This window comes from Labrenzia sp. VG12, assembly GCF_002237595.1.
Lineage (GTDB): Bacteria > Pseudomonadota > Alphaproteobacteria > Rhizobiales > Stappiaceae > Roseibium.
In genome coordinates this window covers 764169-788250 of record NZ_CP022529.1, presented here as the reverse complement: position 1 = coordinate 788250, position 24082 = coordinate 764169, and the positions used below count along the sequence as shown (strand labels likewise).

The window sequence follows — 24082 nt, the reverse complement described above, 5'->3', positions numbered from 1 at the left end:
AATGAGGGATGATTTCATGCAGCTCACCCACCTCAACAGGTCGCTGATCATTTTTTCCGTACTGTCCAATTTCCTGATGCTTGCAGCTCCGCTGCACATGATGCAGGTCTACAACCGTGTCCTGGTCTCCGGCAGCCAAAGCACGCTGTTTTACATTACCCTAATTGCAATCGCTGCCTTTGCGTTGTTCGGGGCGTGTGAAACGATCCGTTCCCGAATTGCACAACGCCAGTCCGCCAGATATGTCGTGGAACGGGCCGAGACGCTTTTTTCTGCGTGTTCCGACACGCCAGACAAGACCAGAACCAACGAAATACTCAGGCACTTCAATACGACCAAACAGTTTCTGGCGAGCAAGTCCCATATCGGACTTTACGACCTGCCGTTTGCGCCCCTGTTTCTGCTGCTGCTGTTCGCCGTTCATTATCAGATCGGGTTGCTCACCCTGGTTGGCGCCGGAATTCTCGTGGCACTGGCCCTTACCAACAAGTCCCTCAGCGAGGAGGAGCAGAGCAGATCCTCCGAAGCAAACTCGAACGCGATCAGCTTTGCCTCAACGATCTTGTCCAGAGGCGAAGACATCAAGTCCATGGGGCTGATGCCCACACTTGTCGAGCGCTGGGGCGGCATGACCCAGAAGGCACTGAACGCGCAGGAGAACGCGACACGGACGACCGCACGCATTCACGGCATCAGCCGAGCAACCCGCCAGATCCTGCAGATCCTCATTATGGCCTGGGGCGCTTTCCTCGTGCTGGGAGGCGACTTGTCCGGTGGCCTGATCTTTGCCGCCTCGATGATTTCCGGCCGCGCCTTGCAGCCCATCGAACAGGTGATTGGCGGATGGGAAAGCATTGTTCGCGCCGGCAAGGCCTCACGGGAAGTGGAAGACTTTCTCGAACACCACGGCCAGCCCGTGCTGCCGATACAGCAACCGGAGCCAACCGGGCGGCTGAGCGTTGAAAACGTCTCGGTATATGCTGGCGAGGCCAAGCTTCTCGATGACTTGTCCTTCACCCTGCAATCCGGTGAATTTCTTGGCGTGGTGGGCCCATCCGGCGCCGGCAAATCGACCCTTGCGCGTGTTCTGGCCGGAGCCATCCATCCGACCGAAGGCCGCGTCATGCTGGATGGATGCGACAGACGCAACTGGCCGGAGAACCAGTGGGGGCAATATGTGGGGTATGTGGGTCAGGATCTGCAGCTGTTCCCGGTCACCATAGCTGAAAACATCGCCAGGATGGCAATCGAACCCGATGAAACCCGCGTCGTCGAAGCCGCTCAGGCGACCGGCGTTCATGAGCTCATCAACAGTTTTCCGGACGGCTACATGAGCCAGATTTCCGGCTCCGGCATTCGACTGTCCGGCGGACAGGTTCAGCGGATCGCCCTGGCACGTGCAATCTACACGAAACCTGCCCTGCTTATCCTGGATGAAGCCAACGCCCATCTCGACCTGGCCGGAGAGGAGCGCCTGGTTTCAATTCTGCAGACCCTCAAGACCCAGGGTGTCACCATTGTCTCGATCAGCCAGCGGGGACATCTGAACCAGCTCGCCGACAAGGTCATCTCCCTGAAAGAGGGACGCTGCACCGCCATGCACCTCAATCGCCCGACCGACCTTCAGTCGCAGGCGTCACGAGGAGATAGGCGGGACGCAAAAGCAGCCACCCTGCCGGCACAATCGCTTGCCAAGGCCGCAGGTACGTAATGCAGCTCACATTCCCGGCTGAGACCCTGCTTTTCAAAGACAGAAACACCGGCCATCGCGACACGGCGGGCGGTGGCACCTGGCAAAAGCGCGTCAGGACCGACGAGACAGATATCGTAAGGTATGGATACCGTCTGGTTGGCGGTACGCTCTGCGTGTTTCTTGTCTGGAGCGTCGTTTTCCCGATCAGCTCGGCGGTTGTCGCCCCCGGGACACTTGTTTCCAATGGCCGCAACCAGGTCCTTCAACACCCTGCGGGCGGGGTCGTTGAGGAAATCACCGCCTCCAACGGCTCGTTCCTCAAGAAGGGCGATGTCATCTTGCGCATCGACACCACGCCAGCAAAGTCAGAACTCGCAAAACATGAATCCCGGCAGGCCCTGCTGGTCGCTCAAAAGCTGCGCTACACCAAGATGCGCGACGTCGACACCAGTTCGACCAAAATGGGAGGGTTGGCTCTGCGCGGCGTCAGCACGCCATTGCAAGAAGACGGGGCCCAGGTTCGTGTCGACAATGGTCCGGAAATTCTGACGGAACAGATGGCAGCGTTCGATGCCGAATACCGTCAGCTCGAAAGTGAAATTTCGGCGCTGAAAAACCGCGAAGCTGGGTTGAGGGACGAACTTCTCAGTCTGCAGAACCAGAAATCGGTCAAGTCGCAGAAAGTCAGTCTGCTCGAGGAGGAAATCGAGCGGACTGCCCCTCTTGTCAAGCAGGGATACATTTCGCGCACGCGGCACAACGACAGGAAAGCTTCCCTCTTTGAGGAAAAAAGCCGAGTTCTGGAAGTGGAAGCGCGCGTATCCACGCTGAAGGCCCAAATCGCAGAAACCAGGGATCGACTGAACACGCTCATATCCGAACGGCGTGCCGAAAACGCCGAAGAACTGTCCTCTGTCCTGGCCGAACTTGCGGCTGTCAACGAACAGATCAATGTCGCGAAGGCGGCGCTGAACCAGACAACCATTCGTTCTCCCGTCGACGGCACCCTGGTGGATCTTGCGACAAATACCGTCGGAGGCGTCATCGAACCCGGCGAGCCGATCGGCGAAGTCGTTCCTTCCGAAGGCGGGATCATTGTCGAGGCCCGGGTGAACCCGACGAATATTGGCGATATCAAACCGGGGCAGACGACGAAAATCGTCATCTCTGCGCTGCAACATGTTCACCCCGATCCGCTCGCCGGAGTGGTGACCTATGTCGCGGCGGATTCACGGACGGACGAGCTGACCGGTCAACCTTATGTCGAAGTGCATATCGAACTCGATTCCGATGAGGAAACCCCCATTCCAATTCGGCCGGGCATGTTGTCGGAAGTCTATGTCAACACGGGCAGCCGCAGTCTGTTTGCCTATCTCGTGCAGCCACTGACCGAAAGCTTTTCATCCGCCTTCCGGGAAAGATAGGCGGTCCTTTCTGTCGCTATCTTGGCAGCTTCTGGAGCGGCATGGCCACATGCCGATCCGATGATCAGCTGAAAGGCAAACAGTCAGGGGAATAAAATCTCAGGACAAACTGGACGATCGCGATCCTTGTGCAAAGACTAAGATGAAATCATCTCATTGATGAATTTCAATCTGGCTTGTGTACGAGGCATAGGCAAGTCAATGCACGTTGCATCAGAATCTGTATCGCCGCAGTCGGAGTTTGGCTTTTTTCTTTCGCTATTCTCATGCCATCGCAAATATGCGGATTGAGAAAACCAAATCAATTTATCTGATAGATTCAAGTTACCAAACTTACCTGCGTGGGCGATCCATGTGTCTTTGTATTCCCCCATCTGCGAATCCTTGATCTGCTGTTCAAAACCGACAGGTATACCTTTGATTGAATAATCTTCTCCATGCGCCCCAAGAGAAACACAGCCACGTTCAGGAAGTAAAGGTAGCCAATATACGATCACCGGCTGGATAGTGTAACCTTTTAAATATTCGCGAAGATGCGAATTTGTTGGAAGCGTTAGAACTTTAGCCAAGCTTGGATTTATGTTGTCTGCGTGATTTTTTTCCTTGGGCCGGTGTTCCCACACGTTCTTGGCCACCTTTTTAATTGAGTTTTCTTTCAAATTAAAACTACGTCCTCCCAAGCTGTGAATCGACCATGATTTGACCTCTAGAAGATAGGCAACTTTTTCGAGGGGACAGCGAACAATCCCGTCAAGAGAGTGAGATTTTTTAATACTGCTTGTGTTGTCTGAGGGATTCGATAGCGTCACTTTGGTAGGGATTGAACATGTTCCGAATTCTCCAGCGGAGTACTCCTCGGCACCAACAAAAATATACTCACCCCCCCTACAGCAGAAGTACTCTAATTCTTTATAGTAATACTTCCCCAGGAAATTGACAAACAAATCTATCCCCAACTCCTCTCCAAATAGATTTTTTATTGAATTTGAGTGTTTTTTTACTTTGTAATTTTCATCATAAAACTTCAGTAGTTCTCGAATTACAAATTTCACAATCAGTACCCGTTTTTCTATTTGATTCTATTTTAAGAATTTCCCCATTGGATGTGATAATTTCAGATCGTTTTCAAGCATTAACTGTGCCGGACGGCTTGGGACCCAATCGATCTTTCGACAATTTATATCGCGTATTTTTCATGGCGCTGACACTCGATTACTTTGGGTTATTTTTCTCTTTTGCTGACCGATCATTGTCAGAGCGGCGCTTCTTCTAGTTGAGTTTCATCCCATCGTTTCATCGACATGGTAATTGTTTTGCCGACGACCAGGTCAGATGCATCTGAAACGCTTGCATAGTTCTCGAACCACCTGAACTTATGCTCGGCTAATGAAGTCCCAACCGTGAACAAAGCTAGCTTTTGACCGCAGACCTACGGGAGAGCAGGTCACCGACGATTGTTGCCAAACGCCGCCTGCACCTGTGTCTCTGGCAATCAGACCTTGCCTTGGGGCGCTGCAGGCGCGATGGTCTTGCAACCGCCCGCTTCAACAGGACCGGTTTGCAAGACAGGGTTCAGGCGTTTCTGGGAGGATTGCCTTGCTTATTCTTTTGGCCGTTTTGGCGGCAATGTTCGGATTTCTGTTTGGTACGGATCAAGGGGTCATTTCCGGCGCCCTGCCCTTCCTGAAGAAGGATTTCGTATTTTCCGTTCAAAGCGAAGGCTTCATGACCGGGGCGGTGCCGTTCGGGGCAATCTTTGGCGCCATCGCCGCGCTGCTCTATGTCGACCGTTTCGGCCGGCGCCCGATGCTGATCTTCAGTTCGCTGCTGTTCGCAGCCGGTTCGCTGGCCGCGGCGCTTGCCTTCAGCGTCTGGTCGCTGACTGCCGCGAGGCTGATCATCGGCATGGCCATTGGCGTCTCGTCGCTGGTGGCGCCGATGTATCTGGCTGAAATCGCTCCGGCGCGGGTGCGCGGCGCCGTTGTCTCGGCGTTTCAGCTGATGATCACGGTCGGTATTCTCGCGGCCTTCCTCATCGACTGGGCGTTTTCGTTCTCCGGTGCCTGGCGCATGATGCTGGGCTTCAGCCTCGTGCCCGCCTGCCTGTGTCTTGCAGGCATCCTGAAAGCGCCGGAAAGCCCGCGCTGGCTGGTGCTGGCCGGTCGAAAAGACGAAGCAGGCAAGGTGCTGACATCCGTCCAGCCGGAGCTGGCGCAGGAGGACATCGGCAAGATCGTTCAGGAGATCGAGGACAGCCGGCCCTCGGATCCGAAAAGCGAAAGCTGGAGCAACTTCAAGGACCCGCGTCTGCGCGGTCTTCTGATCTTCTCGGTCGCTGCCTTTTTCCTGCAGCAGTTCAGCGGCATCAACGTGATCCTGTCCTATGCCCCGCAGATCCTGGAACGTGCGGGGCTCAGCGGCCTGGCCAACGAACTGATCGCGACAGCCGGTATCGGCGCGCTGAACGTGGCCGTCACCGTTCTGTCCATGATCGTTGTCGACCGGCTCGGCCGCCGCCCCCTGTTCATCTTCGGCTTCGCGGGCGCCTTTGTCAGCCTGGCGCTCATCGCCATCCTGTTCGAGGTGAACGATCCGAGCCTTGCCTTCGTCACCCTGGCCGGACTGTTCGCCTTTGTCTTTTTCTTTGCCATCAGCCTTGGCCCGCTGCCCTGGCTCTATATGGCCGAACTCTTTCCACTCGCCCTGCGCGGCAAGGGCATGGCGGTTGCGTCCCTGGCCAACTGGGTCTGCAATTTTCTGGTCGTTTTTCTGTTTCCGGCGCTTGCCGCCGGACTGGGAGAAGGCATGACCTTTGGCCTGTTTGCCCTTTGCTGCGCCTTTGGTCTCTGGTTTTCCTGGTCGTTTGCGCCCGAGACACGCGGCATTGCGCTTGAAGAAATCGATCAGACCATTGCCGATGAAGCCCCTGCCCGGACACCGGCCTGAGCTTCTCTGTCAGGCCTTTCTCGCAGCGCCCGGTGTGCAGCCCAGAACTCTCTTGAAGGCTCTTGAGAAGGCAGCTTCTGAGTCATAGCCCATGTCCGCCGCGATTTCGGCCAGACTGCGATCGCTCTCCTTCAGCGCCCGATGCGCAAGTTGCATGCGCCAGCGTGTTGCGTATTGAAGAACGGCTTCTCCGGTCATCTGCCTGAAACGCGCCGCAAAGGCGGAGCGCGACATGCCAGCCTGCTGCGCCAGCGTCTCGATCGTCCAGGATTCTTGCGGCGCCCGATGAAAGGCCTGCAAGGCCCGTCCGATCTTCCTGTCCCGCAAGGCGGCCAGCCAGCCTGTTTCGGGAACGTCGCCATTTTCCAGCCAGGAACGAATTGCCTGAACGACAAGAATGTCGGTCAAGCGGGTCAGGACCGTCTCCCCGCCCGGTTTCGGATGGCGCGCTTCCTCGGCAAGATAATTCAGCGTGCTCTGGACCCAGGATCCGGAGGCCGCTTCGAATCCATCAAGGAAAATCGCTTCCGGCAGAAGTCCGGTCAGATGACCGGCCGCGGCATGATCCACGCGCAGCACACCGCAGGTCATGCGCGTGACGTCACCGCCCCCGCCGAACACCATGGTCTCGAACTGCGGCGTGTGGCGTGTCGCAGGGATATCGAACAAGGGCGTCAGAGTACTCTCTTCGTAGCTCTTCAGGTCGACCGGTTGTCCATGTGTCAGCAGCACCATCTGTCCGGGCCGCAGGCAGAATTGCGCCCCGCTTTTCAGCTGCAAGAGGCAGGACCCTTCCGTGACAGCCACGAGCACAAGCTGGTCGCCCAGATCCGGCACCGCAATGCCCCAGGGCGCGGTGAGCTCCGGCACGCAATAAAAGGTTCCTGTCAGGCGAAGGAGATGCAGAACGTCCGCCAGCGGGTCCGGCTCCAATGACGGCTCCATTTCGGGCATTGCTGTTTGTTGGTTCGAGCGCGACACAGATTGCTCCAGCCAGCGAACTTTGGACGATCTGCAAGTATTTCCGCACTTCGCATCATGGATCATCCTGACGCCCGAGGCAATATTCCGGTCACCCCAAACTTCACGGAGAAACCAGATGTCCAGAGCTGCCCCGAAAGTTGCCCTTGCCCTGTCCGCGCTTACCTTTGTTTCGATCGGCGGGCTGATCGTTTTTGCCCCGTCCTTCCTCTTCGGCCTGAACCAGGTTCAGCTCGACCCGTCCGCAGCCCTGATGAGCGAGATCCGCGCGCCGGGCGCGCTTATTCTGCTGGCAGCCGGGATTGCCATTGCCGGCCTCCTTCGCGAGCCGCTGGAACGTCCCGCCCTGCTTGTCTCGGCCGGCCTGCTTCTCGCCTACGGGGTGGGCCGCCTGATCAGCCTGCCGCTTGACGGTTTGCCACCGGTTTCCCTGGTCATTGCCATGGCGGTGGAATTTGGCCTTGGCAGCTGGTGCGCGTTGCTGGCCGCCTCTGCAAGGCCGGTTTCCCTTCACGCCACCTGACAAAAAGAAAGCCGGTGCGGGCTTTCGCCACGCACCGGCTGTCCTTCAAGCTGCCCAGGAGGGGGGTGGATGTCAGGCAGCCTGAAACAGGATCATTCAGCGGCCACCGAGGCTTCCGACAAGGTCGGATAGTCCGTGTAGCCTTTCTCGCCGCCGCCATAGAGCGTTTCCGGATCCAGCGCATTGAGCGGTGCGTCCTGAACAAGGCGTGTGACCAGGTCCGGATTGGAAATGAACGGACGTCCGAAGGCCACCAAATCGATGGCACCGCTCTCAACGGCCTCGATGGCGGATACCCGATCGTAGCCATTGTTGCCCATGCGTGCGCCGTCGAAAAGAGCATACAAAGCCGCCAGGTCACCGCCTTTGGGGATGTCGCGCGGCCCGCCCGTCTGACCTTCAACCAGATGGAGATAGGCCAGGCCGTAGCTGTTGATCAGCTTGATGGCATGCGAGAAAGTCGCCTGCGGATTGCTGTCGGCAATGTCGTTGGCGTTGGAGAACGGGCTGAGGCGAATACCGACCCGGTCACCGCCCCACACTCCGACAACAGCGTCCAGAACCTCTTTCAGGAAACGCGCACGATTTTCCACCGGGCCGCCATAGGCGTCATCCCGCTTGTTGGAGCCGTCCCTGAGAAACTGGTCGATCAGGTAGCCGTTTGCAGCGTGGATTTCGACACCGTCAAATCCTGCGCGCCTGGCGTTTTCAGCTGCCTTTCGATAATCCTCGACGATGCCGGGAATTTCGTCGATGTCGAGTGCCCTCGGTGCCGGCGTGTCGACAAATTGCTCTCCGTCAAAGGTTTTCGACTGGGCCGCGATTGCAGATGGCGCGACCGGATCGGCATTGCCGGGCTGCAGCACCGGGTGCGAAATGCGGCCGACATGCCACAGCTGGATGACGATCTTGCCCCCTTGGCGTGAACGGCATCGGTGACCTTCTTCCAGCCTTCGACCTGAGCGTCCGAATGGATCCCCGGCGTCCAGGCATAGCCCTTGCCCTGCGGGGAAACCTGGGAGGCCTCGGTGATGATGAGCCCGGCATCCGCGCGCTGCTCGTAATAGGTCGCGGTGAGATCCACCGGAGCATCGTCCTCGGCCCGCGCCCGGTTCCGGGTCAGGGGCGCCATGACGATCCGGTTCTTGAGCTCAAGAGCACCGGCCTTGGTGGGGGAGAAGAGTTTGAGATCCGACATGGTCGTCTTCCTTCTTGTTGGGGTGTGCACGCAGCACTTTTTGGAATGATCAGTCCATAATTAGGCATGCGCCGGATTATGGAGGGGTAGAGGTCATGGCTGTTGTTCTCCCTAGTCCGGGAGAACAGATCTGGCTTGCTGGAGGGTTCTTTCAATCCGTTCTGCCGGAATGCCGGCCTTGCGAAGCGCAAGTGTTCCGATGGCCAGCGAGGAAAAGGCACTTGCCCTGTCCCTGGCAGATTCCGGATTTTCTGGGTTCAAGGCGGCTGCAAACATGTCTTCTATGGCTTCCAGGTGACGGCGACCGATATCGGCGACCTGATCATCATGGGGAGCAAGTTCGGTGATGCAGTTGATCAGCAAACAGCCTCTGGACCCGCCTTCCGGGTTGGCAAGAGCCTGCAACATGGCGTCGACAATATCGCCTTCAGCGGTCTCTGCAACCTCTTTCAGGGACCGGAGCCCGCGTCTGGAATAGTGATCGACGGCGCGCAGAAACAGCGTCTGCTTGCTGCCGAAGGCGGCGTAGAAACTGGACCGGCTGAGCCCCATGGCCTTGGTCAGGTCATCAAGGGAGGTCGCTTCAAAGCCCTTCTGCCAGAAGACCTGCATCGCGGCGTCCAGCGCGGCGGCTTCATCGAAGCTGCGCGGTCGACCCGGTCCGGCAGGGCGCTTTTCGGCGCCGGCAAATTGACTGTCTGTCTCGCTCATGTTCCCTGATATGGACTCTGTGGTCCAGAATACAAGAGCCGCGACACGGTTTTTGGACTGACCGTTTCAAAAAGCTGGAAAGCCGGTGTACCCGCAAGCAGTATTACATCCGGCAGGACCCGGAATAGGCATCGCCGACATCGTCGAAAACGCGCGCAATTGCTTCCATTTCGTAGAGGCGGCTGGTGCGGCGCACGCCTTCGACGAGATAGAAATCCTGGATCGGGAACTGGTTCGAATTGAAGCGGAAATCACCGCGCACACTTTCAAACGGCGCTGCACTGATGGCCGACAGCATTGCTTCCTGTTCCTTGATGCCACCGGTCAGCTCAAGAGCAAAGTGGATCAGCTTGGCAGCGTCGTAGCCCTGGGCGGCATAGACAGACGGTGCATATTTGAAGGTCCGGCCAAATTCGCGCACGAAACGCTTGTTGGCCGGATTGTCGAGATTGGGCGCCCAGTGAGCTGCCGAGAACAGCCCTTCGGCCATCTCCGAGGTATGGGGCAGCGTCAGTGCATTGACCGTGTTGGCCGAAAGGAAGGGAACGATGCCCTTGAGGCCGGACGTGTGGAACTGTTTGACCAGCTCAACCCCCATGCCTCCGGGCATGAAGACATAAACCGCATCGGGCTCGATCTCGTCGACCTGGGTGAATTCTTCGGAAAAGTCTGTCTGGCCGAGTTTCGGAAACAGTTCACGCGCAATCTGCCCCTTGAAATGCCGACGGAACGCAGCGACCGCATCGCGCGCCGCTTCGTAATCGGGTGCGATCGTCACGACCTGCTGATAGCCTTTCAGGCTGGCATAGCGGCCCATGGTTTCATGCACCTGGTCGTCCTGAAACGCGGTTGAAAAGAAATACCGGCTGCAGTTCCTGCCGGCGATCGGGGCCGGTCCGGAATGGGTGCCGATGAAGAGCGTCCTGGACCGCACGATCGGATCATGGACGGCAAGCATGACTTTGGAGAAATTCACGCCAACGATGATATCGACGCCATTTTGCTCGATCAGCTTTGTCGCCTGTTCCAGTGCGAGGTTGGGATCCAGCTTGTCATCGACTTCAAGAACATTGGTCGGCAGCCCGCCCAGCGCCCCATTGGACTGCTGTACCGCCAGCATGAAACCATCACGCATATGTTTGCCATAAATGGCCGCCGGACCGGAGAACGTTCCCATCAGCCCGATCTTCAGCTCCTGCACCTCCTGCGCCACGGCGGCTTGACATGTCACGGTAAGCCCTATTGCCAGTGCGGCCGCTTGAGTGACGAAATGCGAAAGCCAGCGTTTCATGATCCGTTGCCTGTTTGCTTTTGAGTTGGGCGCGCCAAGGCCAATCCCCTGCCCCCGCGCCCTTCAATAAGGAGGTGCTGCTTTTCACCAGTGTGGCCAAGACTGGTTAGGCTTTTGCAAACAGAGCGCGCTTTTGCCCTCAAAAACACACCCCTGTCACAATTGACGAAAAATACCTCAGAGACGCCGCAATCCGGCCCGTGTGGCGACGCATTAACAAAGGTTAATGCCACGCTGTCCCCAAAGGCAAACGCACCCCGCGTGCCTGACCCCGCAAAACTCAGGAGGGCCAAATGTATTTTGTATCCGTGCCAGCCGCCGCTTGCGACGACCAGCCAGGCAGTCCCCCGGACAATGCATCCAAAAACACTTCAAAAACCGATCTCCGACTTGTCGAAATGCCAGCTCCCTTCGCCGCCGGTCCGGTAGAAACCACCGAGGCCGACCCGAGCACACTGGCTGCCCGCATTTTGCAATTGCACGCCACATCCGAGACGTTTGAAAGAAGGAACCGCCGACCACCGAAACTTGTTGGCGACAGTGAAGAGACGGCCTTCGACATCCCAGGTGTCCTCAAGCGAGACGACACGTCTTCGGAAAACGTCAAGCTTGCACCGTCCTCAGTACCGCAGCCCGATACCTTTGAGGCGCGCGTTTCGGCCCGTTCCGGACCGAGCTTCAAGGCCTTGCTTGCCAGCACGGTTCTGGCGGTTGCGGCCGTTGGATCGGCGGTTTTCCTTCTGATGCCCACCTCGCCTGCCCCTGTTTCGGACAGCCGCAACGTCGAGACGCAAGTGATTACCGCCGAACCGACCATTGAAAGTCTCATCGAGGCCGACCGCTCTGCAATTGCTGCTGACAAGCCAGCCCAATCGAATGCGCCGAGCCAGGCCGAGATAACGCGCGCCAAGAACCGGATCCGGGATGCCTTTGCTGCAAGCGGCACGATCTCCGACACGACAGCAACACTTGCCAGTTCGCAACAGCGCAATCAGGTCGCGGACATTGGCAAGGAACAGTCGCGGCTCAGGACGGCCGGGCCCGACCAGCAGGGCACTGTCTCGCCTCACGTGCCAGCTTCCCTTCCCCGTCTTGCCAGTACCGATGCAAGCACCATCGTTCTTCCGGCATATGCTGTGGCTGCACAAGACGACGTTCCGGCGATCGCCGAACCGCCCGAGTTTGAAACCGGCACGCCTACTGCCGCCGAGACGGTGACAGAGCCCGCGACTTCGCCGCTGCCTGACAACCAGAACCAAGACTATCCCAATACCGGCACGATCCAGGCCGCCGTCAATCTGCGTCAGAGCGACGACAAGGACGGCACCATCCTGACCACGATCCCGGCTGGCACGGAGGTCAGATATGACAGTTGCGGCACCTGGTGGTGCGGCGTGTCCTATGAGGGCCAGACGGGATTTGTCGGGCAGAAGTTTCTGGAAAGGACGCAATAGCTCGCAACAATTTGGTGCAGCGGGGTAGCGCCTTGTTAAGCGCGCCCCGCTATCCTGTTGAAAGGAAACGTGGCTGCCGGCATTTGCCGCAGCCCGTCCCTCAGTCTTGCTGTTCAGACTTCCGGCAGGAGAGCGCTCATGATTGGCCGTCGCACCACCCGTATTCTCGCAGTCGCCCTTGCAACGCTGTGGCCCGCAGGCTCGACCGCCTGGGCGGACGGAACGGATTGCGTCATATACGCCACCGACTATGCCAACGCTCATATGGGCAGTGGAGACCCGGTCGGGGATGCTGTTTCCGGCGGCATGGCGGGGGCCGTTGTCGGCGGTGCGTGGCGCGGGCCGTCAGGTGCGGTTCGCGGCGCCCGGGCCGGAGCGGCGCTTGGCGTGCTGGACAATCTTGGCTCCATGCCCGGCGGCTGGCAGGCGCTCTATGACATGGCCTACCAGATGTGCCAGCAACAGACGTCCGGCGTTAATGCAGCCCCTTATTACGGCTCCCCCGGCCTGTCGGCTCCCGGCACCAATTGCAGATCCTCGGCCAGCGTCAATGCACCGTTCAAACGTTCACCCGATGGCGGCATCATGGCCGGCTCCGGCATGGGCAGTTGCCAATAACCTTTCAAGTCACTGTCAGGCAGTGTTCGCAGACTGCTTAACCGCCGTGGACGAGCCGTCTTTCATGCATGTCAGCGGTTGACCTTGCTGGCGAAGCACAGTCAACTATGGCCGATTTTTCGAAGGCTCAGGCTTGCCCCCCAGGCCGTGGCTCCTCAACCGCAGGACTATTTCATGATCCGCCGTGCTCGCTTCACCCGCTCCATTGCCACCGCCTTTGCCGGCATCCTGATGACCGCCGCGCCTGTGCTGGCCCAGCAATGCGGCGGGGATTTTCGTCAGTTTCTGGCGGGGGTGAAGCAGGAAGCGATTTCCAAGGGCCTGTCGGCGCAGGCGGCAGACCGGACGCTGGCCGGCGCGCAGATCGACCGCAAGGTGCTGTCGCGTGACCGGGCGCAAGGCGTCTTCAAGATGACGTTCCTGGATTTCTCCAAACGGGTGATCTCCGGCTACCGCATGAAAAACGGCGCAGCCAACATGAAGAAATACGCCAGCGTCTTTCAGCGCGAGGAAGCTGAATTCGGTGTTCCGGCTCCGGTCATCACCGCCTTCTGGGCTCTGGAGACCGATTTTGGTGCTGTCCAGGGCGACTTCAACACCGTCAACGCGCTTGCCACGCTCGCCCATGACTGCCGTCGCCCGGAACTGTTCCGGCCACAGCTGATTGCCGCCATCGAGATGGTCCAGCACGGCGATCTCGATCCGCAGCGCACCACGGGCGCCTGGGCAGGCGAAATCGGCATGGTCCAGATGCTGCCCGAGGACATCATCAAGTTCGGCAAGGATGGCAATGGCGACGGCCATGTGAAGCTCAAGGAAAGCGCGGAAGATGCGATCATGACGGCGGGCGCCTTCATTCAGCATCTTGGGTGGCAGCGTGGCCAACCCTGGCTGCAGGAAGTCACCGTGCCGCAGAACCTCAACTGGGCCGAAACGGGACTGGGCAAGACCAAGAGCGGCAGCCAGTGGGCAGCGCTCGGCGTGACGTCGCGCTGGGGGCAGATCTCCTCCAACTTGCCGGCGTCGCTGCTGCTGCCGCAAGGTCGCAAGGGTCCGGCCTTCCTCGCCTATCCGAACTACAACATCTACCTGGAATGGAACCAATCCTTCATCTACACGACAACGGCCGCCTATTTTGCGACGCGTCTGGCGGGGGCCCCGCGCTACAATGCCGGTAACCCGGATCCGGGCCTGAACGACGCCCAGATGAAGCAGCTACAGACCAGACTGCGCGATATGGGCTATGACGTCGGCAAGATCGACGGCATTCTGGGCGCTGGAACGCGTGCAGCCGTTCAGGAGGTGCAGCAGCGCCTTGGCATGCCGGCCGATGCCTGGCCGACGCCGGCCTTGCTGAACCGGCTCTGATGGCGGAACCGGACGCGTGGCGCTCCGGTTTTCCCCGCGCAGCACGGCCGACCGTTGGCTGCTCGCGGCCGAACTTTCCGTTCTGATCGTCGGGCCCGTCCTTTTGATGGGCCTGTCGATCCAGTTGCTGCGCTTTTCGACCGTCTTTCTGGTCGCGGGCTATTGTTTCTGGCGCCTCAGCGCCAACGGTGTTCGCGCGCGGTATCTCCGTTTCAACTGGCCGGGATGCCGGGCGGCCCTGCCCAGTATCCTGCTGCGCTGGCTTGTTGGGTCAGCTGTAATTGCCGCGATTGTCCTGGAGCTTAACCCGGAGCGGCTTTTTTGCATTCCCCGCGCCGCCCCGCTTCTCATGGCCACAATCGTCGCCTTCTACGGACTTGTTTCCGTGCTGCCTCAGGAAATTGCCTTTCGTGGCTATGCGGCCTGGAGGTTCGACGCCTATGGGGCAGGTTTCCTGCCTGCCCTGCTGATTTCGTCGCTGGTCTTCGGCTGGGTTCACATTCTGTTTGGCGCCTGGCTGTCGGTGGTCCTGACCGCCGTCGCCGGCCTGTCCTTTTACAGGACCTACAGAAAATACGAGTCGCTTGCTGCAGTCTGGCTGGAGCACAGCCTGCTTGGCATCTCCATCTTTGCCCTCGGGCTCGACCAGTTGTTTTATCTCGGGCCGACAACACCCGCCATCGCCGCAATCTGCGGCGCACCGGGCTGACAGCTCGTGGCCTCGACCTAGTCGATATCCTTCACGATCCGGAAGCCGATATGGTTGGAGCCGATGCTGCGCTCGGCCCGCTGCCGCGCGGACGGCCGGTAGCGCAGGCAATAGGACGGCGCACAGAGCCAGGACCCGCCCTTGACCACATTCATCGGACCAACGGCGTCATGTGCAAACTGCGCCGCGAGCTCGACCGGCGGGCCTTTTGGATCTGTCAGAGCCTTGCCGGGATGACCCGGAACCCACCAGTCGGATACATGCTCCCAGACATTGCCTGCCATATCATAAAGGCCATACCCATTGGCTGCAAAGGACCCGACCGGGGCGGTGCCATGATGACCATCCTCGGCGGTATCGACGGCAGGAAACACACCTTGCCAGGTGTTGGCTTTCCAGCCTTCGGCGGGATCGTGGTCGATGTCTCCCCACGTGTAATTCGCCTTTTCCAAGCCGCCGAGGGCCGCATATTCCCACTCGGCCTCGGTCGGCAAGCGACCACCCGCCCATTTTGCATAGGCAGCTGCGTCTTCCGGAGATACCTGCACCACCGGATGGTCTTCCAGACCGTCGATCGAACTGCCGGGCCCTTCCGGGTGACGCCAGTCGGCCCCTGGAACATAGCGCCACCAATGGCGAAAATCGTTCAGGTCCACCTGCTCCTTCGGCTGCGCGAAGACCATGGAGCCGGCTTTCAGAAGGTCATCGGAAAAACCTGGATACTTCTTCGGGTCCAGGTCCTTCTCCGCGGTGGTGACGTAGCCGGTTGCCTCGATAAAAGCGGCAAACTCGGCGTTTGTGACCTCGGTTGTCTTGATCAGGAAAGAGCTGACGGTGACCTTGTGCCGGTACCGTTCCTCCTTGTAGTGGCTCTCCGAACCCATGGTGAAAGTGCCACCTTCCACACGGGTAAAATCCCCGTTGGCGCTTGCCACAGAGACGCCCGGAAGCAAGGCGGCTGTCACCAAAACACATCTGAGCCAGTTCAAGCCATCAAACTCCCTGGACATCCAAAACAAACATCTTTGACTGCCGCGTCCGGAAACCACGGCGCCACCAGATCACTCCACCTTGGCCTTGTTCGCACCTGGAGCCTCTTCTTCTACCACGGCCGCTTCCCCGTCCCCCAGGAGAAACACGGCCAGGATCTTTGCCGGCCCGTCGCCGGTGTTTGCCCCGCGGTGGGTGACATTCATGGCTTCCAGGATGCCGTCGCCCTTGCGATAGACCTTCTTGCCGATTTCCTCGTAGGTCACGGTGATTTCACCTTCCAGAACATAGGCGAACAGCGGCGCATGGTGCTGGTGCCACGCCGTGACCTCGCCTGGCTCCATGGTGATCTCGATGGCACGGACGGACGGATTATCCTGCGGAAAGGCAACCTTCTCGCCGGCAATCGTCGTGTCGCCGGCAAACACCTCGCGGGTCTTTTGGTAAGCGGTCGCCGCCGCGGCTTCCGCCTGTTCTGCCGCTTTTGATCCCGGCTTGGCATTGGGCTGCGAAGGCGCCGGCTTGCCATCCGGCGTGATGGACTTGTCGGCCGCCAGTGCCGGGGCGCCCGCGATCACGGCGGTCAGGCAGAAAACTGCGGTCAATCTGGTCAGAGACATGCTTTGGTTCCGTCGTTCCAATTCGGTTTATTTTTATCCCGGCTCAGACCTGAAAGCTGCCACCTGGAGCAAGCCGCTCAACCTTGCCGGCGTCTTCTCCCAGAGCGTTGATAAAGGAATCAGCCGTCTGGTCTATGATCGGGAAAGAGCCATAGTGGCACGGCACGATTGTGTCGAAGTTAAAGAATTTCCGGCAGGCCAACGCCGCGACCTTGCCGCCCATAGTAAAGCGGTCGCCAACCGGCACGATCCCGATCATCGGACGATGGATCTCGTTGATCAGGGCCATGTCGGAAAAAATGTCGGTGTCGCCCATGTGATAAAGCACTTTCTGTCCCGGCACCTCGATGATCACGCCATGCGGATTGCCAAGGTAGATTGCTTCTCCCTCACCCTGCTTGGACGACGAATGCACTGCGTTGGTGAGCGCGAGTTTGAACGGACCGGTATCGACCATACCGCCGGTGTTCATGGGATTGATGTTTTCAACGCCCTGCCGCGTCGCCCACATGCAGATCTCGAAATTCGAGATCAGCTGTGCACCGGTCTTTTTCAGGATTTCGACGGAATCGCCAATGTGATCGTCATGACCATGTGTCAACACCACATGGGTCACTCCGTCGGCAACTTCTTCCGCGGACAGCTCCTCCGGAAATGATGGATTTCCCGTCAGGAACGGATCGATCAGGATCGATGCATCATCGATCTCGATTTTGAAGGCCGAGTGGCCGTACCATGTCAGTTTCATGTGATTGTATCACCCCTGTCGGTATTCACAGACCCTACCAATCGGCTCTCGGCGCGCGCCATTGCAAGCTTTACCGATGTTAAGTTACAGCCGTTTTTGCTACGGTTGCATTCAGAAAATACTGAACCAAAAAGATAATCGATCAAGTTTTTTTGAAACAACGAACAGAAGACCAATCGATCCTATGGGCAGGTCGACACTTCTGTATCCGAGTTGGCTGGGCATGGGATACCAAAATGAAGATCCGCAGTTATCTGGTCTTCTGTTTTCTCGTTGCGGCTCTATTGCCGACATTGATCTTCAGCGTCTGGTCGTACCGGGACGCCGTCTCGCGTGAAATCGCGGAAGTCGAAGACAGGCACCTGTTGCTGGCCCGCAAGGCCGCCGCCACACTTCACCGATATCATCAGGATCTCGTGTCCGCCTTTGAAACCGCAAGCACGAAGCTCCAACGCGGTCAAAGTCCGCAAGACATTTCCGGCCAGCTCTACCGGCTGAACATGTGCTGCATTCATCTGACGGACAAGACCACGGGACGCATCAAACACAGTCTTGACCCATCCGACATCGGCAAAGCCATTCCCGCGGTTTCCTTTGCCAAGATCAAATCGATTGCCCAACCAGACGAAGCGGCATTTTCAGGCATCTCGGTTCTTCCCGATGGCAACAACGGGTTCTTCATCGTGCAGGAACTTGAACGGTATTATGCCTTCGGTCTGGTGTCGCCCGAGTTCTTCATTGATCTCGGCAAGAGCATCGTCTTTGGCGAAAAGGGACATGCCGCAATCGTCGACCGTTTCGGAACAGTCATTGCGCATCCTCGCCCCGACTGGATTGCGGACCGCAAGATCATCGCCAAAGTCTCCCCGGTTGCGCGCATGATGCGAGGTGAAACCGGTATAGAGACCTTTTATTCGCCGGCCGCGGAGGAAGACATGATAGCCGGCTTTACAACGGTGGCAGGCCCCGGCTGGGGCGTCATGGTTCCACAGCCGGTCGCTGAGATCTACGACAAGGTTGCCCAGAACCAGTCTTCGTTGTTTCTGATCGTCGCCTCGGCGCTGTTGGCCACCGTCCTGCTTGGCCTGCTCCTGGCGCGGTCACTGTCGCACCCGCTTGAAGAACTGGCCCGGTCCATGCGCGCCAGTGCCAGGAACCGCAAGTTGTCGAGGGTGGACCCGGAAAACGGGATGATCCGCTTCAAGGAAATCGTCGACTTCTGCAACAGTTACAACCGGATGGTCACACGCATGACCCAGGCCGGCGAACAGATCGAAAAACTTGCCTTCAGCGACCATGTAACGGGGCTGCCCAACCGCGATCATCTGCAGGCGGTGGCAGAACCGATCCTGGCGGCTGTAACCTCTCCCGAGGATGGCGGGATCGTGGTGCTGGTTGACCTGGACAATTTCAAGGAAATCAACGATCTGCACGGTCATCATGCCGGTGATCTTCATTTGATGGCCTGCGCCAGGGTATTGTGCGAAGTCGCGGAGAAGCTCTACAAAAGCCCGAGTTTCACACGCACAGCCGGCTTTGCCCCGCCCCTGGTCGCGCGGATTGGTGGCGACGAATTCATCATGCTTGTTCAAGGACTGGTTTCGGAAGCTGACATTCAATCTTTCCTTGCCGATGTCCAACTGGCCGTCTCCGAACCGAGCCCGGAACTCAGCATCACGCCCAGTGCCAGTATCGGCTGTGCCCGCTTTCCCCTCGATGGCAATGACCTGGAAGACCTGACCAAGCGCGCGGACATTGCCATGTATCATGCCAAACGGGCCGGCAAGAACCGGGTTCAGCTCTATACGCCAGACATCGGAACACAATCGGCTGCCGAAACCCGACGTGATCTCAACGAAGCCATCAAGAAAGGCCAGCTCTTTCTGGAGTATCAGCCAAAGATCTGCACAAGGCGGCGCGTTGTTATCAGCGTGGAAGCACTGGTGCGCTGGAACCATCCCGAGCTCGGCTGTCTTTTGCCGGACCACTGGATTCCGCTCCTGAACGGGTCTCATGCGATGACCCGGCTTGGCGAATGGGTCATTCGACAGGCCATGACCGATCATGCAATCCTGGCCAATGGTGGGCACGATCTCTGGGTTGCAGTCAATGTCGGCTCAAACCACTTCATGTCCTCCGGATTCGTGGAATCGCTCGAGACCATTCGTGCCGAGAAACAGTTCGACAGCACCCAGCTGGAAATCGAAGTCACCGAGGATGCGCTGTTCACATCCGAACACCGCGCCTTCTCGACCTTTGCGAGCCTGAAGGACCTTGGCTACAAGGTCTCGATTGACGACTTTGGGTCCGGCTACTCCAACATCACCCGGCTCGCGAGTCTGCCCGTGGATTTCCTCAAGATTGACCATTCCCTGATCGCAGGTGCCAGCAGGGAACCAAGGATCCGCACGATCCTGGCTTCCACGATCGACATGGCCGGGAAACTCGACTGTTTCACGGTTGCTGAAGGCATCGAAACCCAGAACCAGGCAGATTTTGCAACTCATCTGGGGGCCGATTGTCTTCAAGGCGAGTTCTTCACCAAAAGCCTGCCTGTCGATGAGCTGATCGACTGGTTGGACTTGCAAAAGGGTCCGGCTGGACATCTCTATCTGCGACCGGAATCAAGAGCGGTCTAGAGAACACGCGAACGGTCGGAGACGGTTCGCGCTGGATCATCCGCATCGAGCCTGATAAAGGCAGCGCATGGCAAACGATCCCGGACTCCTCATCGAAGATTTCATGGCCACTGTGCCGCAAAACACCCGTCTGATCGGTCTAGACCTGGGTACAAAGACCATCGGTCTGGCCCTGTCTGATCTCGGACGCGGCATTGCTTCGCCCATGGAGACCATCCGACGCAAGAAATTCACGCTGGATGCGGAGCGGCTTCTGCAGATCTGCGCCGAACAGGGCGTGGGCGGAATCGTTCTCGGCCTGCCACTCAACATGGACGGCAGTGAAGGTCCACGCGCGCAGGCAACCCGCGCCTTTGCCCGCAATCTTTCCCAGAAGACCGACCTGCCAATCACCTATTGGGACGAACGCCTGTCGACCGCTGCCGTAACGCGCACCCTGCTGGAAGCCGATTCCAGCCGCGCCAAGCGGGCCGAAGCCGTCGACAAGATGGCCGCCGCCTTCATTTTGCAAGGTTTTCTGGACAGGCTCGGCTTCATGGACCGTGACTGAGACGGCAATCCGCAGGCCGTCTTAACAACGACAATTGCAAGCGGTATAGGTCAGGCTTTCCCTTGCGCGAGACATTGAAGCGCGAGCCCCTTTTTCAATGAGACGAGACATGCCTGATTTCATCCAGCTGCATTATGACAAGAAGAACCAGACCTTTCCGCTTTTCCTGAAGACAGAGACCATTGCGGTCATCAAGGGAACAGCCCAGGGCGCCGAGATCCTGCTTGATCTGGAAGACGACACCGTCAGCTATTCGGTTCTGGAGAGCGCCGACGAAATTGCCCGCAAGTTGGGTCTGACGGACGGCGAAGCGAACATTGAGAGCAAGCAAGATGTAGCTGCCACTGCGGATCTGCCGCTTGATCTGGCGTCCCTGCAGGAAAGATGCCGCGCTGGTGAAACATTCTCCTTTCACCCCTTTTTCGGTCACACGGTAACCGCCGGGAAAAAGCCCGGGAAGCAGGTGTTCAGCCAGTTCTACGAAGCCGAGTTCACCGTCAACGGCACCACATACCGCTGGGCCGAGCAGTTCATGATGGCCGGAAAGGCGCGGCTCTTTGATGACACGGACATTCTTGAGCAAATCCTGAAAGCCGAGACGCCGAAGGACTGCAAGGCCCTGGGGCGCAAGGTCAGTCCGTTTTCAGAAGAAGAATGGGCCAAACTTAGATTTGACCTTGTCACCTGCGGCAACGTCGCAAAATTCGGTCAGACTGAGGAGTTGCGCGCAATCCTCGAAGCAACAGGGGATGACGTGCTTGTTGAAGCCGCGCCGAGGGACAGGGTCTGGGGAATTGGCATGGGCGCCTCCAATCCTGACGTGAACGACCCGACCAAGTGGCGGGGCGCGAACCTCCTCGGCTTTGCGCTGATGCGCACGCGTGCCATATTGCGTGGGGACCTGTCAGCGCCGGATATCGGGGCTCTTGGGGGGTAATCCCCCCTTTCCGTCCACCGGTTTCCGTCGTAAAAGGCGGCATTCCTTCCCGGACGCCTGAGCTGCCTGCAGACGTTTGGTTTCCATCAAACGCGAAAGCCCGTTCATGCTGACGACCTTGTCCGCCCTCGTACCGGTGATCCTCGTCATCGCCTCCGGTTATCTGATCGCCCGCACCGGCCTGATCACCGGTGAACAATGGCGGGGTGTGGAACAGCTGGCCTTTTACGCATTGTTCCCGGCCGTTCTGTTTCGCACGATCGCCTTGGCGGATTTCTCCAGTTTTCCGACACTCAACATGGGGGGCGGTCTGCTGGCTTCCATTTCGGTGATGGCGCTCGTCCTTTTGGCGGCCAGAACCTCAATCGAGAAGATTTGGGGCATCGGCCCGACCCGTTACACCTCGATCTTTCAAGGCACCTTGCGCTGGAACGCCATGATCGCTCTGGCGATCGCCGACAATGTTGCCGGCGACACGGGACTGGCAATGCTAGCCGTTGCCATGGTGTTCCTGATCCCGGTTCTGAACATCGCCAGTATCCTCGTGCTGTCGCGCTATGCCAGCGGCACCGCGCCGAGCAGCGCCAAGATCGCGCGGGATCTCTACACCAACCCCTTCATCCTTTCGATCGCCGCGGGTGTTGTCTGGAATGTTAGCGGTCTCGCCCTGCCCTCGATGATCGACGATACGCTGGAGATCTTTTCCAGGGCAGCTCTGCCCATCGGCATCATCTGCGTCGGAGCGGGACTGGATCTGAGTTCACTGCGCCGCCCGGGCCCGGCCCTGACCATGGGGACCTTCCTGCGGCCAGTCTTCATGCCGCTGCTGGCCTTCGGCTTCGGCAGCCTTTTTGGTGTCACCGGCACTGCCCTCGCGGTGATGATCATCGCAAGCGCAGTGCCCTGTGCCAGCAATTCCTATCTGCTGGCCCGGCAGATGGGCGGCGACGCCAAACTGATGGCCGAAATCATCACCCTGCAGACCCTGGCGGCCACGGTAACGATTCCACTCGCGCTCTTGATTTTCACCTGAGATCGTACGTTCACCTGCCTTTGGCAGGAGCTGGTTACCCGGCTTAGCAGCCCAAGCCCCGTGCCGAGACCCGCACGAAGGCGCCGAACGCCTGTCCTGCTTCCCGTTCTTGGCAGATAGTGTCAGCAATTTCAGAGGCATAGGCGATTGTCAGTTGTCGAAGGACCGTTCTCGGCGAAACAATGACGCCGTTTTCAGTCACTGAATTTCTGACAAGGACCAAATATGAAAAAGACACTGCTTGCCTTTGCACTGATGCTCGGTTTCACCGTTCCAGCGCTGGCCGATGCCTGCACCATCGAGAGCGTCCAGCAGAAGGCACTCGACGTTGCGACGGAACTGCAGACCTTCGCCCAGAAGGACCCGACCCGTTTCCAGGAGATCACCCAGGAGATGCAGACGGAGGCTGCCAAGCTGCAGACCACCGGCAATGTCCAGGACCTTTGCGACTATTACGACAAGGTGCTGGCGGAGATTCGCACCTGATCTTCTCCGGGAAGGGTTGCGGGACCTTCCTGTGCGGCGCCTCTCGGGGCGCCGCTTTCGTTTGACAGAGCGTTGAAGCACCTCCGTCATTTTTTGTCCAGTTGCTCAAATATTTAGCCGAGATGTGGACTGCGGGCATGACGCCATTTCGCGTCTTGTGAAACGATCCGATTCCCCCTATAGGAATGGTCTCGATGACCGCGACAGACCCCCATCGAGACAGCCCCTATCCCCATCGTCATTTGCTGGGCATTGAGGGCCTTCACCCCCACGAAATTCTGGGCCTTTTGGACCGGGCCGAAGAGGCCGTCGAAGTTTCGCGCCAGGTGCACAAGCGCAAGCATGTGCTGGCCGGCCGGACCCAGATCAATCTCTTTTTCGAAAATTCCACCCGCACCCAAAGCTCCTTCGAGCTGGCCGGAAAGCGGCTCGGGGCGGATGTCATGAACATGGCCGTGTCCCAGTCCTCCGTCAAAAAGGGCGAGACCCTGATCGACACGGCGGCTACACTGAATGCGATGCACCCCGACCTCCTCGTGGTGCGCCATCACGCTGCCGGCGCCGTGCATCTTCTGGCGCGGAAAGTTAGCTGTTCGGTGGTCAATGCCGGCGACGGACCGCATGAACACCCGACCCAGGCCCTGCTCGATGCGCTGACCATCCGGCGCCACAAGGGCAAGATCGCCCGCCTGACAGTCGCGATCTGCGGCGACATTGCACATTCTCGCGTTGCCCGCTCGAACATCATCCTGCTCAATGCGCTTGGTGCACGTGTCCGGGTCATTGCGCCGTCAACGCTGCTGCCCTCGGGCATTGGCCAGATGGGGGCCGAGGTCTTCAACAACATGCGCGAGGGGCTGAAGGGCGCCGACATTGTCATGATGCTCCGGCTTCAACGCGAACGCATGAACGGAGCCTTCGTCCCCTCGGTGCGCGAGTATTACCGCTATTTCGGCCTTGACGCGGAGAAGCTGTCCTACGCCAAGGACGACGCCCTGGTCATGCACCCGGGTCCCATGAACCGCGGTGTCGAGATCGACGCATCGATTGCGGATGGCGCTCAGAGCCTGATCCGCGAACAGGTGGAAATGGGCGTTGCCGTCCGCATGGCGGTTCTCGAAGCGCTTGCTGCAAACCTGCCGAACAACTGACCGACCAGAGGA

General features: G+C 58.6%; 21 protein-coding genes and 1 pseudogene. 14 read left to right on the top strand and 8 right to left on the bottom strand.

Going from position 1 to position 24082, the window contains the following annotated elements; translation table 11 throughout:
* The first annotated feature begins 16 nt into the window (after positions 1-16).
* Positions 17-1711, top strand: a complete 1695-nt coding sequence (locus CHH27_RS03625) for a type I secretion system permease/ATPase (protein WP_157738667.1) — start codon at positions 17-19, stop codon at positions 1709-1711.
* Positions 1711-3117 (top strand): HlyD family type I secretion periplasmic adaptor subunit, encoded by a 1407-nt coding sequence (locus tag CHH27_RS03620; protein ID WP_094070369.1) that lies wholly within the window; start codon positions 1711-1713, stop codon positions 3115-3117. The genes CHH27_RS03625 and CHH27_RS03620 overlap by 1 nt, the downstream gene beginning before the upstream one ends.
* Before the next feature lie 137 nt (positions 3118-3254).
* On the opposite strand, the gene CHH27_RS27525 is transcribed toward CHH27_RS03620, so the two are convergent.
* A complete protein-coding gene (locus CHH27_RS27525) occupies positions 3255-4169 on the bottom strand; it encodes a hypothetical protein (protein ID WP_157738666.1) in 915 nt (304 codons plus the stop codon).
* Between the two features lie 544 nt (positions 4170-4713).
* Here CHH27_RS27525 and CHH27_RS03615 point away from each other — a divergent pair.
* A complete protein-coding gene (locus CHH27_RS03615) occupies positions 4714-6063 on the top strand; it encodes a sugar porter family MFS transporter (RefSeq protein ID WP_157738665.1) in 1350 nt (449 codons plus the stop codon).
* Between the two features lie 9 nt (positions 6064-6072).
* Here CHH27_RS03615 and CHH27_RS03610 read toward each other — a convergent pair whose 3' ends face one another.
* Positions 6073-7017, bottom strand: a complete 945-nt coding sequence (locus tag CHH27_RS03610) for an AraC family transcriptional regulator (protein WP_198338343.1) — start codon at positions 7015-7017, stop codon at positions 6073-6075.
* A 145-nt stretch (positions 7018-7162) separates the two neighbouring features.
* Here CHH27_RS03610 and CHH27_RS03605 point away from each other — a divergent pair, with 145 nt between their 5' ends.
* Entirely contained in the window at positions 7163-7567 is a 405-nt protein-coding gene (locus CHH27_RS03605; RefSeq protein WP_094070366.1) for a DUF4345 domain-containing protein, read from the top strand.
* Between the two features lie 92 nt (positions 7568-7659).
* Here the strand turns inward: CHH27_RS03605 and CHH27_RS03600 are convergent.
* The 3 genes and pseudogenes from CHH27_RS03600 to CHH27_RS03590 form a co-directional block, all read right to left on the bottom strand.
* Positions 7660-8765: pseudogene (locus CHH27_RS03600) on the bottom strand (alkene reductase).
* Between the two features lie 111 nt (positions 8766-8876).
* A complete protein-coding gene (locus CHH27_RS03595; protein WP_094070365.1) occupies positions 8877-9476 on the bottom strand; it encodes a TetR/AcrR family transcriptional regulator in 600 nt (199 codons plus the stop codon).
* Positions 9477-9579: 103 nt separating this feature from the next.
* Entirely contained in the window at positions 9580-10767 is a 1188-nt protein-coding gene (locus tag CHH27_RS03590; RefSeq protein ID WP_094070364.1) for an ABC transporter substrate-binding protein, read from the bottom strand.
* 398 nt (positions 10768-11165) lie between these two features.
* Between CHH27_RS03590 and CHH27_RS03585 the strand changes: the two genes are divergently transcribed.
* The 4 genes from CHH27_RS03585 to CHH27_RS03570 all read left to right on the top strand — a co-directional run bounded on the left by CHH27_RS03585 (position 11166) and on the right by CHH27_RS03570 (position 14916).
* Entirely contained in the window at positions 11166-12221 is a 1056-nt protein-coding gene (locus tag CHH27_RS03585) for an SH3 domain-containing protein (RefSeq protein ID WP_157738664.1), read from the top strand.
* 138 nt (positions 12222-12359) lie between these two features.
* Entirely contained in the window at positions 12360-12839 is a 480-nt protein-coding gene (locus CHH27_RS03580; protein WP_094070362.1) for a hypothetical protein, read from the top strand.
* 174 nt (positions 12840-13013) lie between these two features.
* The gene (locus CHH27_RS03575) at positions 13014-14207 is read left to right on the top strand and encodes a lytic murein transglycosylase (RefSeq protein ID WP_094074496.1); all 1194 of its coding nucleotides are present in this window, start codon (positions 13014-13016) and stop codon (positions 14205-14207) included.
* A 16-nt stretch (positions 14208-14223) separates the two neighbouring features.
* Positions 14224-14916, top strand: coding sequence for a CPBP family intramembrane glutamic endopeptidase (locus CHH27_RS03570; protein WP_094070361.1), 693 nt, complete (start codon positions 14224-14226; stop codon positions 14914-14916).
* Positions 14917-14933: 17 nt separating this feature from the next.
* Here the strand turns inward: CHH27_RS03570 and CHH27_RS03565 are convergent, their stop codons facing one another.
* From CHH27_RS03565 to CHH27_RS03555, 3 genes are all read right to left on the bottom strand, one after another.
* A complete protein-coding gene (locus CHH27_RS03565) occupies positions 14934-15881 on the bottom strand; it encodes a formylglycine-generating enzyme family protein (RefSeq protein ID WP_247646187.1) in 948 nt (315 codons plus the stop codon).
* A 96-nt stretch (positions 15882-15977) separates the two neighbouring features.
* On the bottom strand, positions 15978-16526 hold the full coding sequence (locus tag CHH27_RS03560; protein WP_094070359.1) for a cupin domain-containing protein: 549 nt from the start codon (positions 16524-16526) through the stop codon (positions 15978-15980).
* A gap of 43 nt (positions 16527-16569) precedes the next feature.
* Positions 16570-17274, bottom strand: coding sequence for a metal-dependent hydrolase (locus tag CHH27_RS03555; protein ID WP_094070358.1), 705 nt, complete (start codon positions 17272-17274; stop codon positions 16570-16572).
* A gap of 236 nt (positions 17275-17510) precedes the next feature.
* On the opposite strand from CHH27_RS03555, the gene CHH27_RS03550 reads away from it, so the two are divergent.
* From CHH27_RS03550 to CHH27_RS03525, 6 genes are all read left to right on the top strand, one after another.
* Entirely contained in the window at positions 17511-19913 is a 2403-nt protein-coding gene (locus tag CHH27_RS03550) for an EAL domain-containing protein (RefSeq protein ID WP_094070357.1), read from the top strand.
* A gap of 67 nt (positions 19914-19980) precedes the next feature.
* The gene (gene ruvX / locus CHH27_RS03545; protein ID WP_094070356.1) at positions 19981-20463 is read left to right on the top strand and encodes a Holliday junction resolvase RuvX; all 483 of its coding nucleotides are present in this window, start codon (positions 19981-19983) and stop codon (positions 20461-20463) included.
* A 109-nt stretch (positions 20464-20572) separates the two neighbouring features.
* Positions 20573-21400: an NADAR family protein gene (locus CHH27_RS03540; protein ID WP_094070355.1), complete on the top strand. Its 828-nt coding sequence runs from the start codon at positions 20573-20575 to the stop codon at positions 21398-21400.
* Positions 21401-21506: 106 nt separating this feature from the next.
* Positions 21507-22433, top strand: coding sequence for an AEC family transporter (locus tag CHH27_RS03535; RefSeq protein ID WP_094074495.1), 927 nt, complete (start codon positions 21507-21509; stop codon positions 22431-22433).
* A gap of 225 nt (positions 22434-22658) precedes the next feature.
* Positions 22659-22919: a hypothetical protein gene (locus tag CHH27_RS03530; protein ID WP_094070354.1), complete on the top strand. Its 261-nt coding sequence runs from the start codon at positions 22659-22661 to the stop codon at positions 22917-22919.
* Between the two features lie 194 nt (positions 22920-23113).
* A complete protein-coding gene (locus CHH27_RS03525; protein WP_094074494.1) occupies positions 23114-24070 on the top strand; it encodes an aspartate carbamoyltransferase catalytic subunit in 957 nt (318 codons plus the stop codon).
* Positions 24071-24082 lie beyond the last annotated feature (12 nt).

Bases quoted from the DNA above. Each gene is read 5' to 3' on its own strand.
- CHH27_RS03625 (WP_157738667.1), top strand. From the start codon at position 17: ATGCAGCTCACCCACCTCAACAGGTCGCTGATCATTTTTTCCGTACTG.
- CHH27_RS03620 (WP_094070369.1), top strand. From the start codon at position 1,711: ATGCAGCTCACATTCCCGGCTGAGACCCTGCTTTTCAAAGACAGAAAC.
- CHH27_RS03610 (WP_198338343.1), bottom strand. From the start codon at position 7,017: ATGCCCGAAATGGAGCCGTCATTGGAGCCGGACCCGCTGGCGGACGTT.
- CHH27_RS03605 (WP_094070366.1), top strand. From the start codon at position 7,163: ATGTCCAGAGCTGCCCCGAAAGTTGCCCTTGCCCTGTCCGCGCTTACC.
- CHH27_RS03595 (WP_094070365.1), bottom strand. From the start codon at position 9,476: ATGAGCGAGACAGACAGTCAATTTGCCGGCGCCGAAAAGCGCCCTGCC.
- CHH27_RS03590 (WP_094070364.1), bottom strand. From the start codon at position 10,767: ATGAAACGCTGGCTTTCGCATTTCGTCACTCAAGCGGCCGCACTGGCA.
- CHH27_RS03585 (WP_157738664.1), top strand. From the start codon at position 11,166: ATGCCAGCTCCCTTCGCCGCCGGTCCGGTAGAAACCACCGAGGCCGAC.
- CHH27_RS03580 (WP_094070362.1), top strand. From the start codon at position 12,360: ATGATTGGCCGTCGCACCACCCGTATTCTCGCAGTCGCCCTTGCAACG.
- CHH27_RS03575 (WP_094074496.1), top strand. From the start codon at position 13,014: ATGATCCGCCGTGCTCGCTTCACCCGCTCCATTGCCACCGCCTTTGCC.
- CHH27_RS03560 (WP_094070359.1), bottom strand. From the start codon at position 16,526: ATGTCTCTGACCAGATTGACCGCAGTTTTCTGCCTGACCGCCGTGATC.
- CHH27_RS03555 (WP_094070358.1), bottom strand. From the start codon at position 17,274: ATGAAACTGACATGGTACGGCCACTCGGCCTTCAAAATCGAGATCGAT.
- CHH27_RS03550 (WP_094070357.1), top strand. From the start codon at position 17,511: ATGAAGATCCGCAGTTATCTGGTCTTCTGTTTTCTCGTTGCGGCTCTA.
- ruvX (WP_094070356.1), top strand. From the start codon at position 19,981: ATGGCAAACGATCCCGGACTCCTCATCGAAGATTTCATGGCCACTGTG.
- CHH27_RS03540 (WP_094070355.1), top strand. From the start codon at position 20,573: ATGCCTGATTTCATCCAGCTGCATTATGACAAGAAGAACCAGACCTTT.
- CHH27_RS03535 (WP_094074495.1), top strand. From the start codon at position 21,507: ATGCTGACGACCTTGTCCGCCCTCGTACCGGTGATCCTCGTCATCGCC.
- CHH27_RS03530 (WP_094070354.1), top strand. From the start codon at position 22,659: ATGAAAAAGACACTGCTTGCCTTTGCACTGATGCTCGGTTTCACCGTT.
- CHH27_RS03525 (WP_094074494.1), top strand. From the start codon at position 23,114: ATGACCGCGACAGACCCCCATCGAGACAGCCCCTATCCCCATCGTCAT.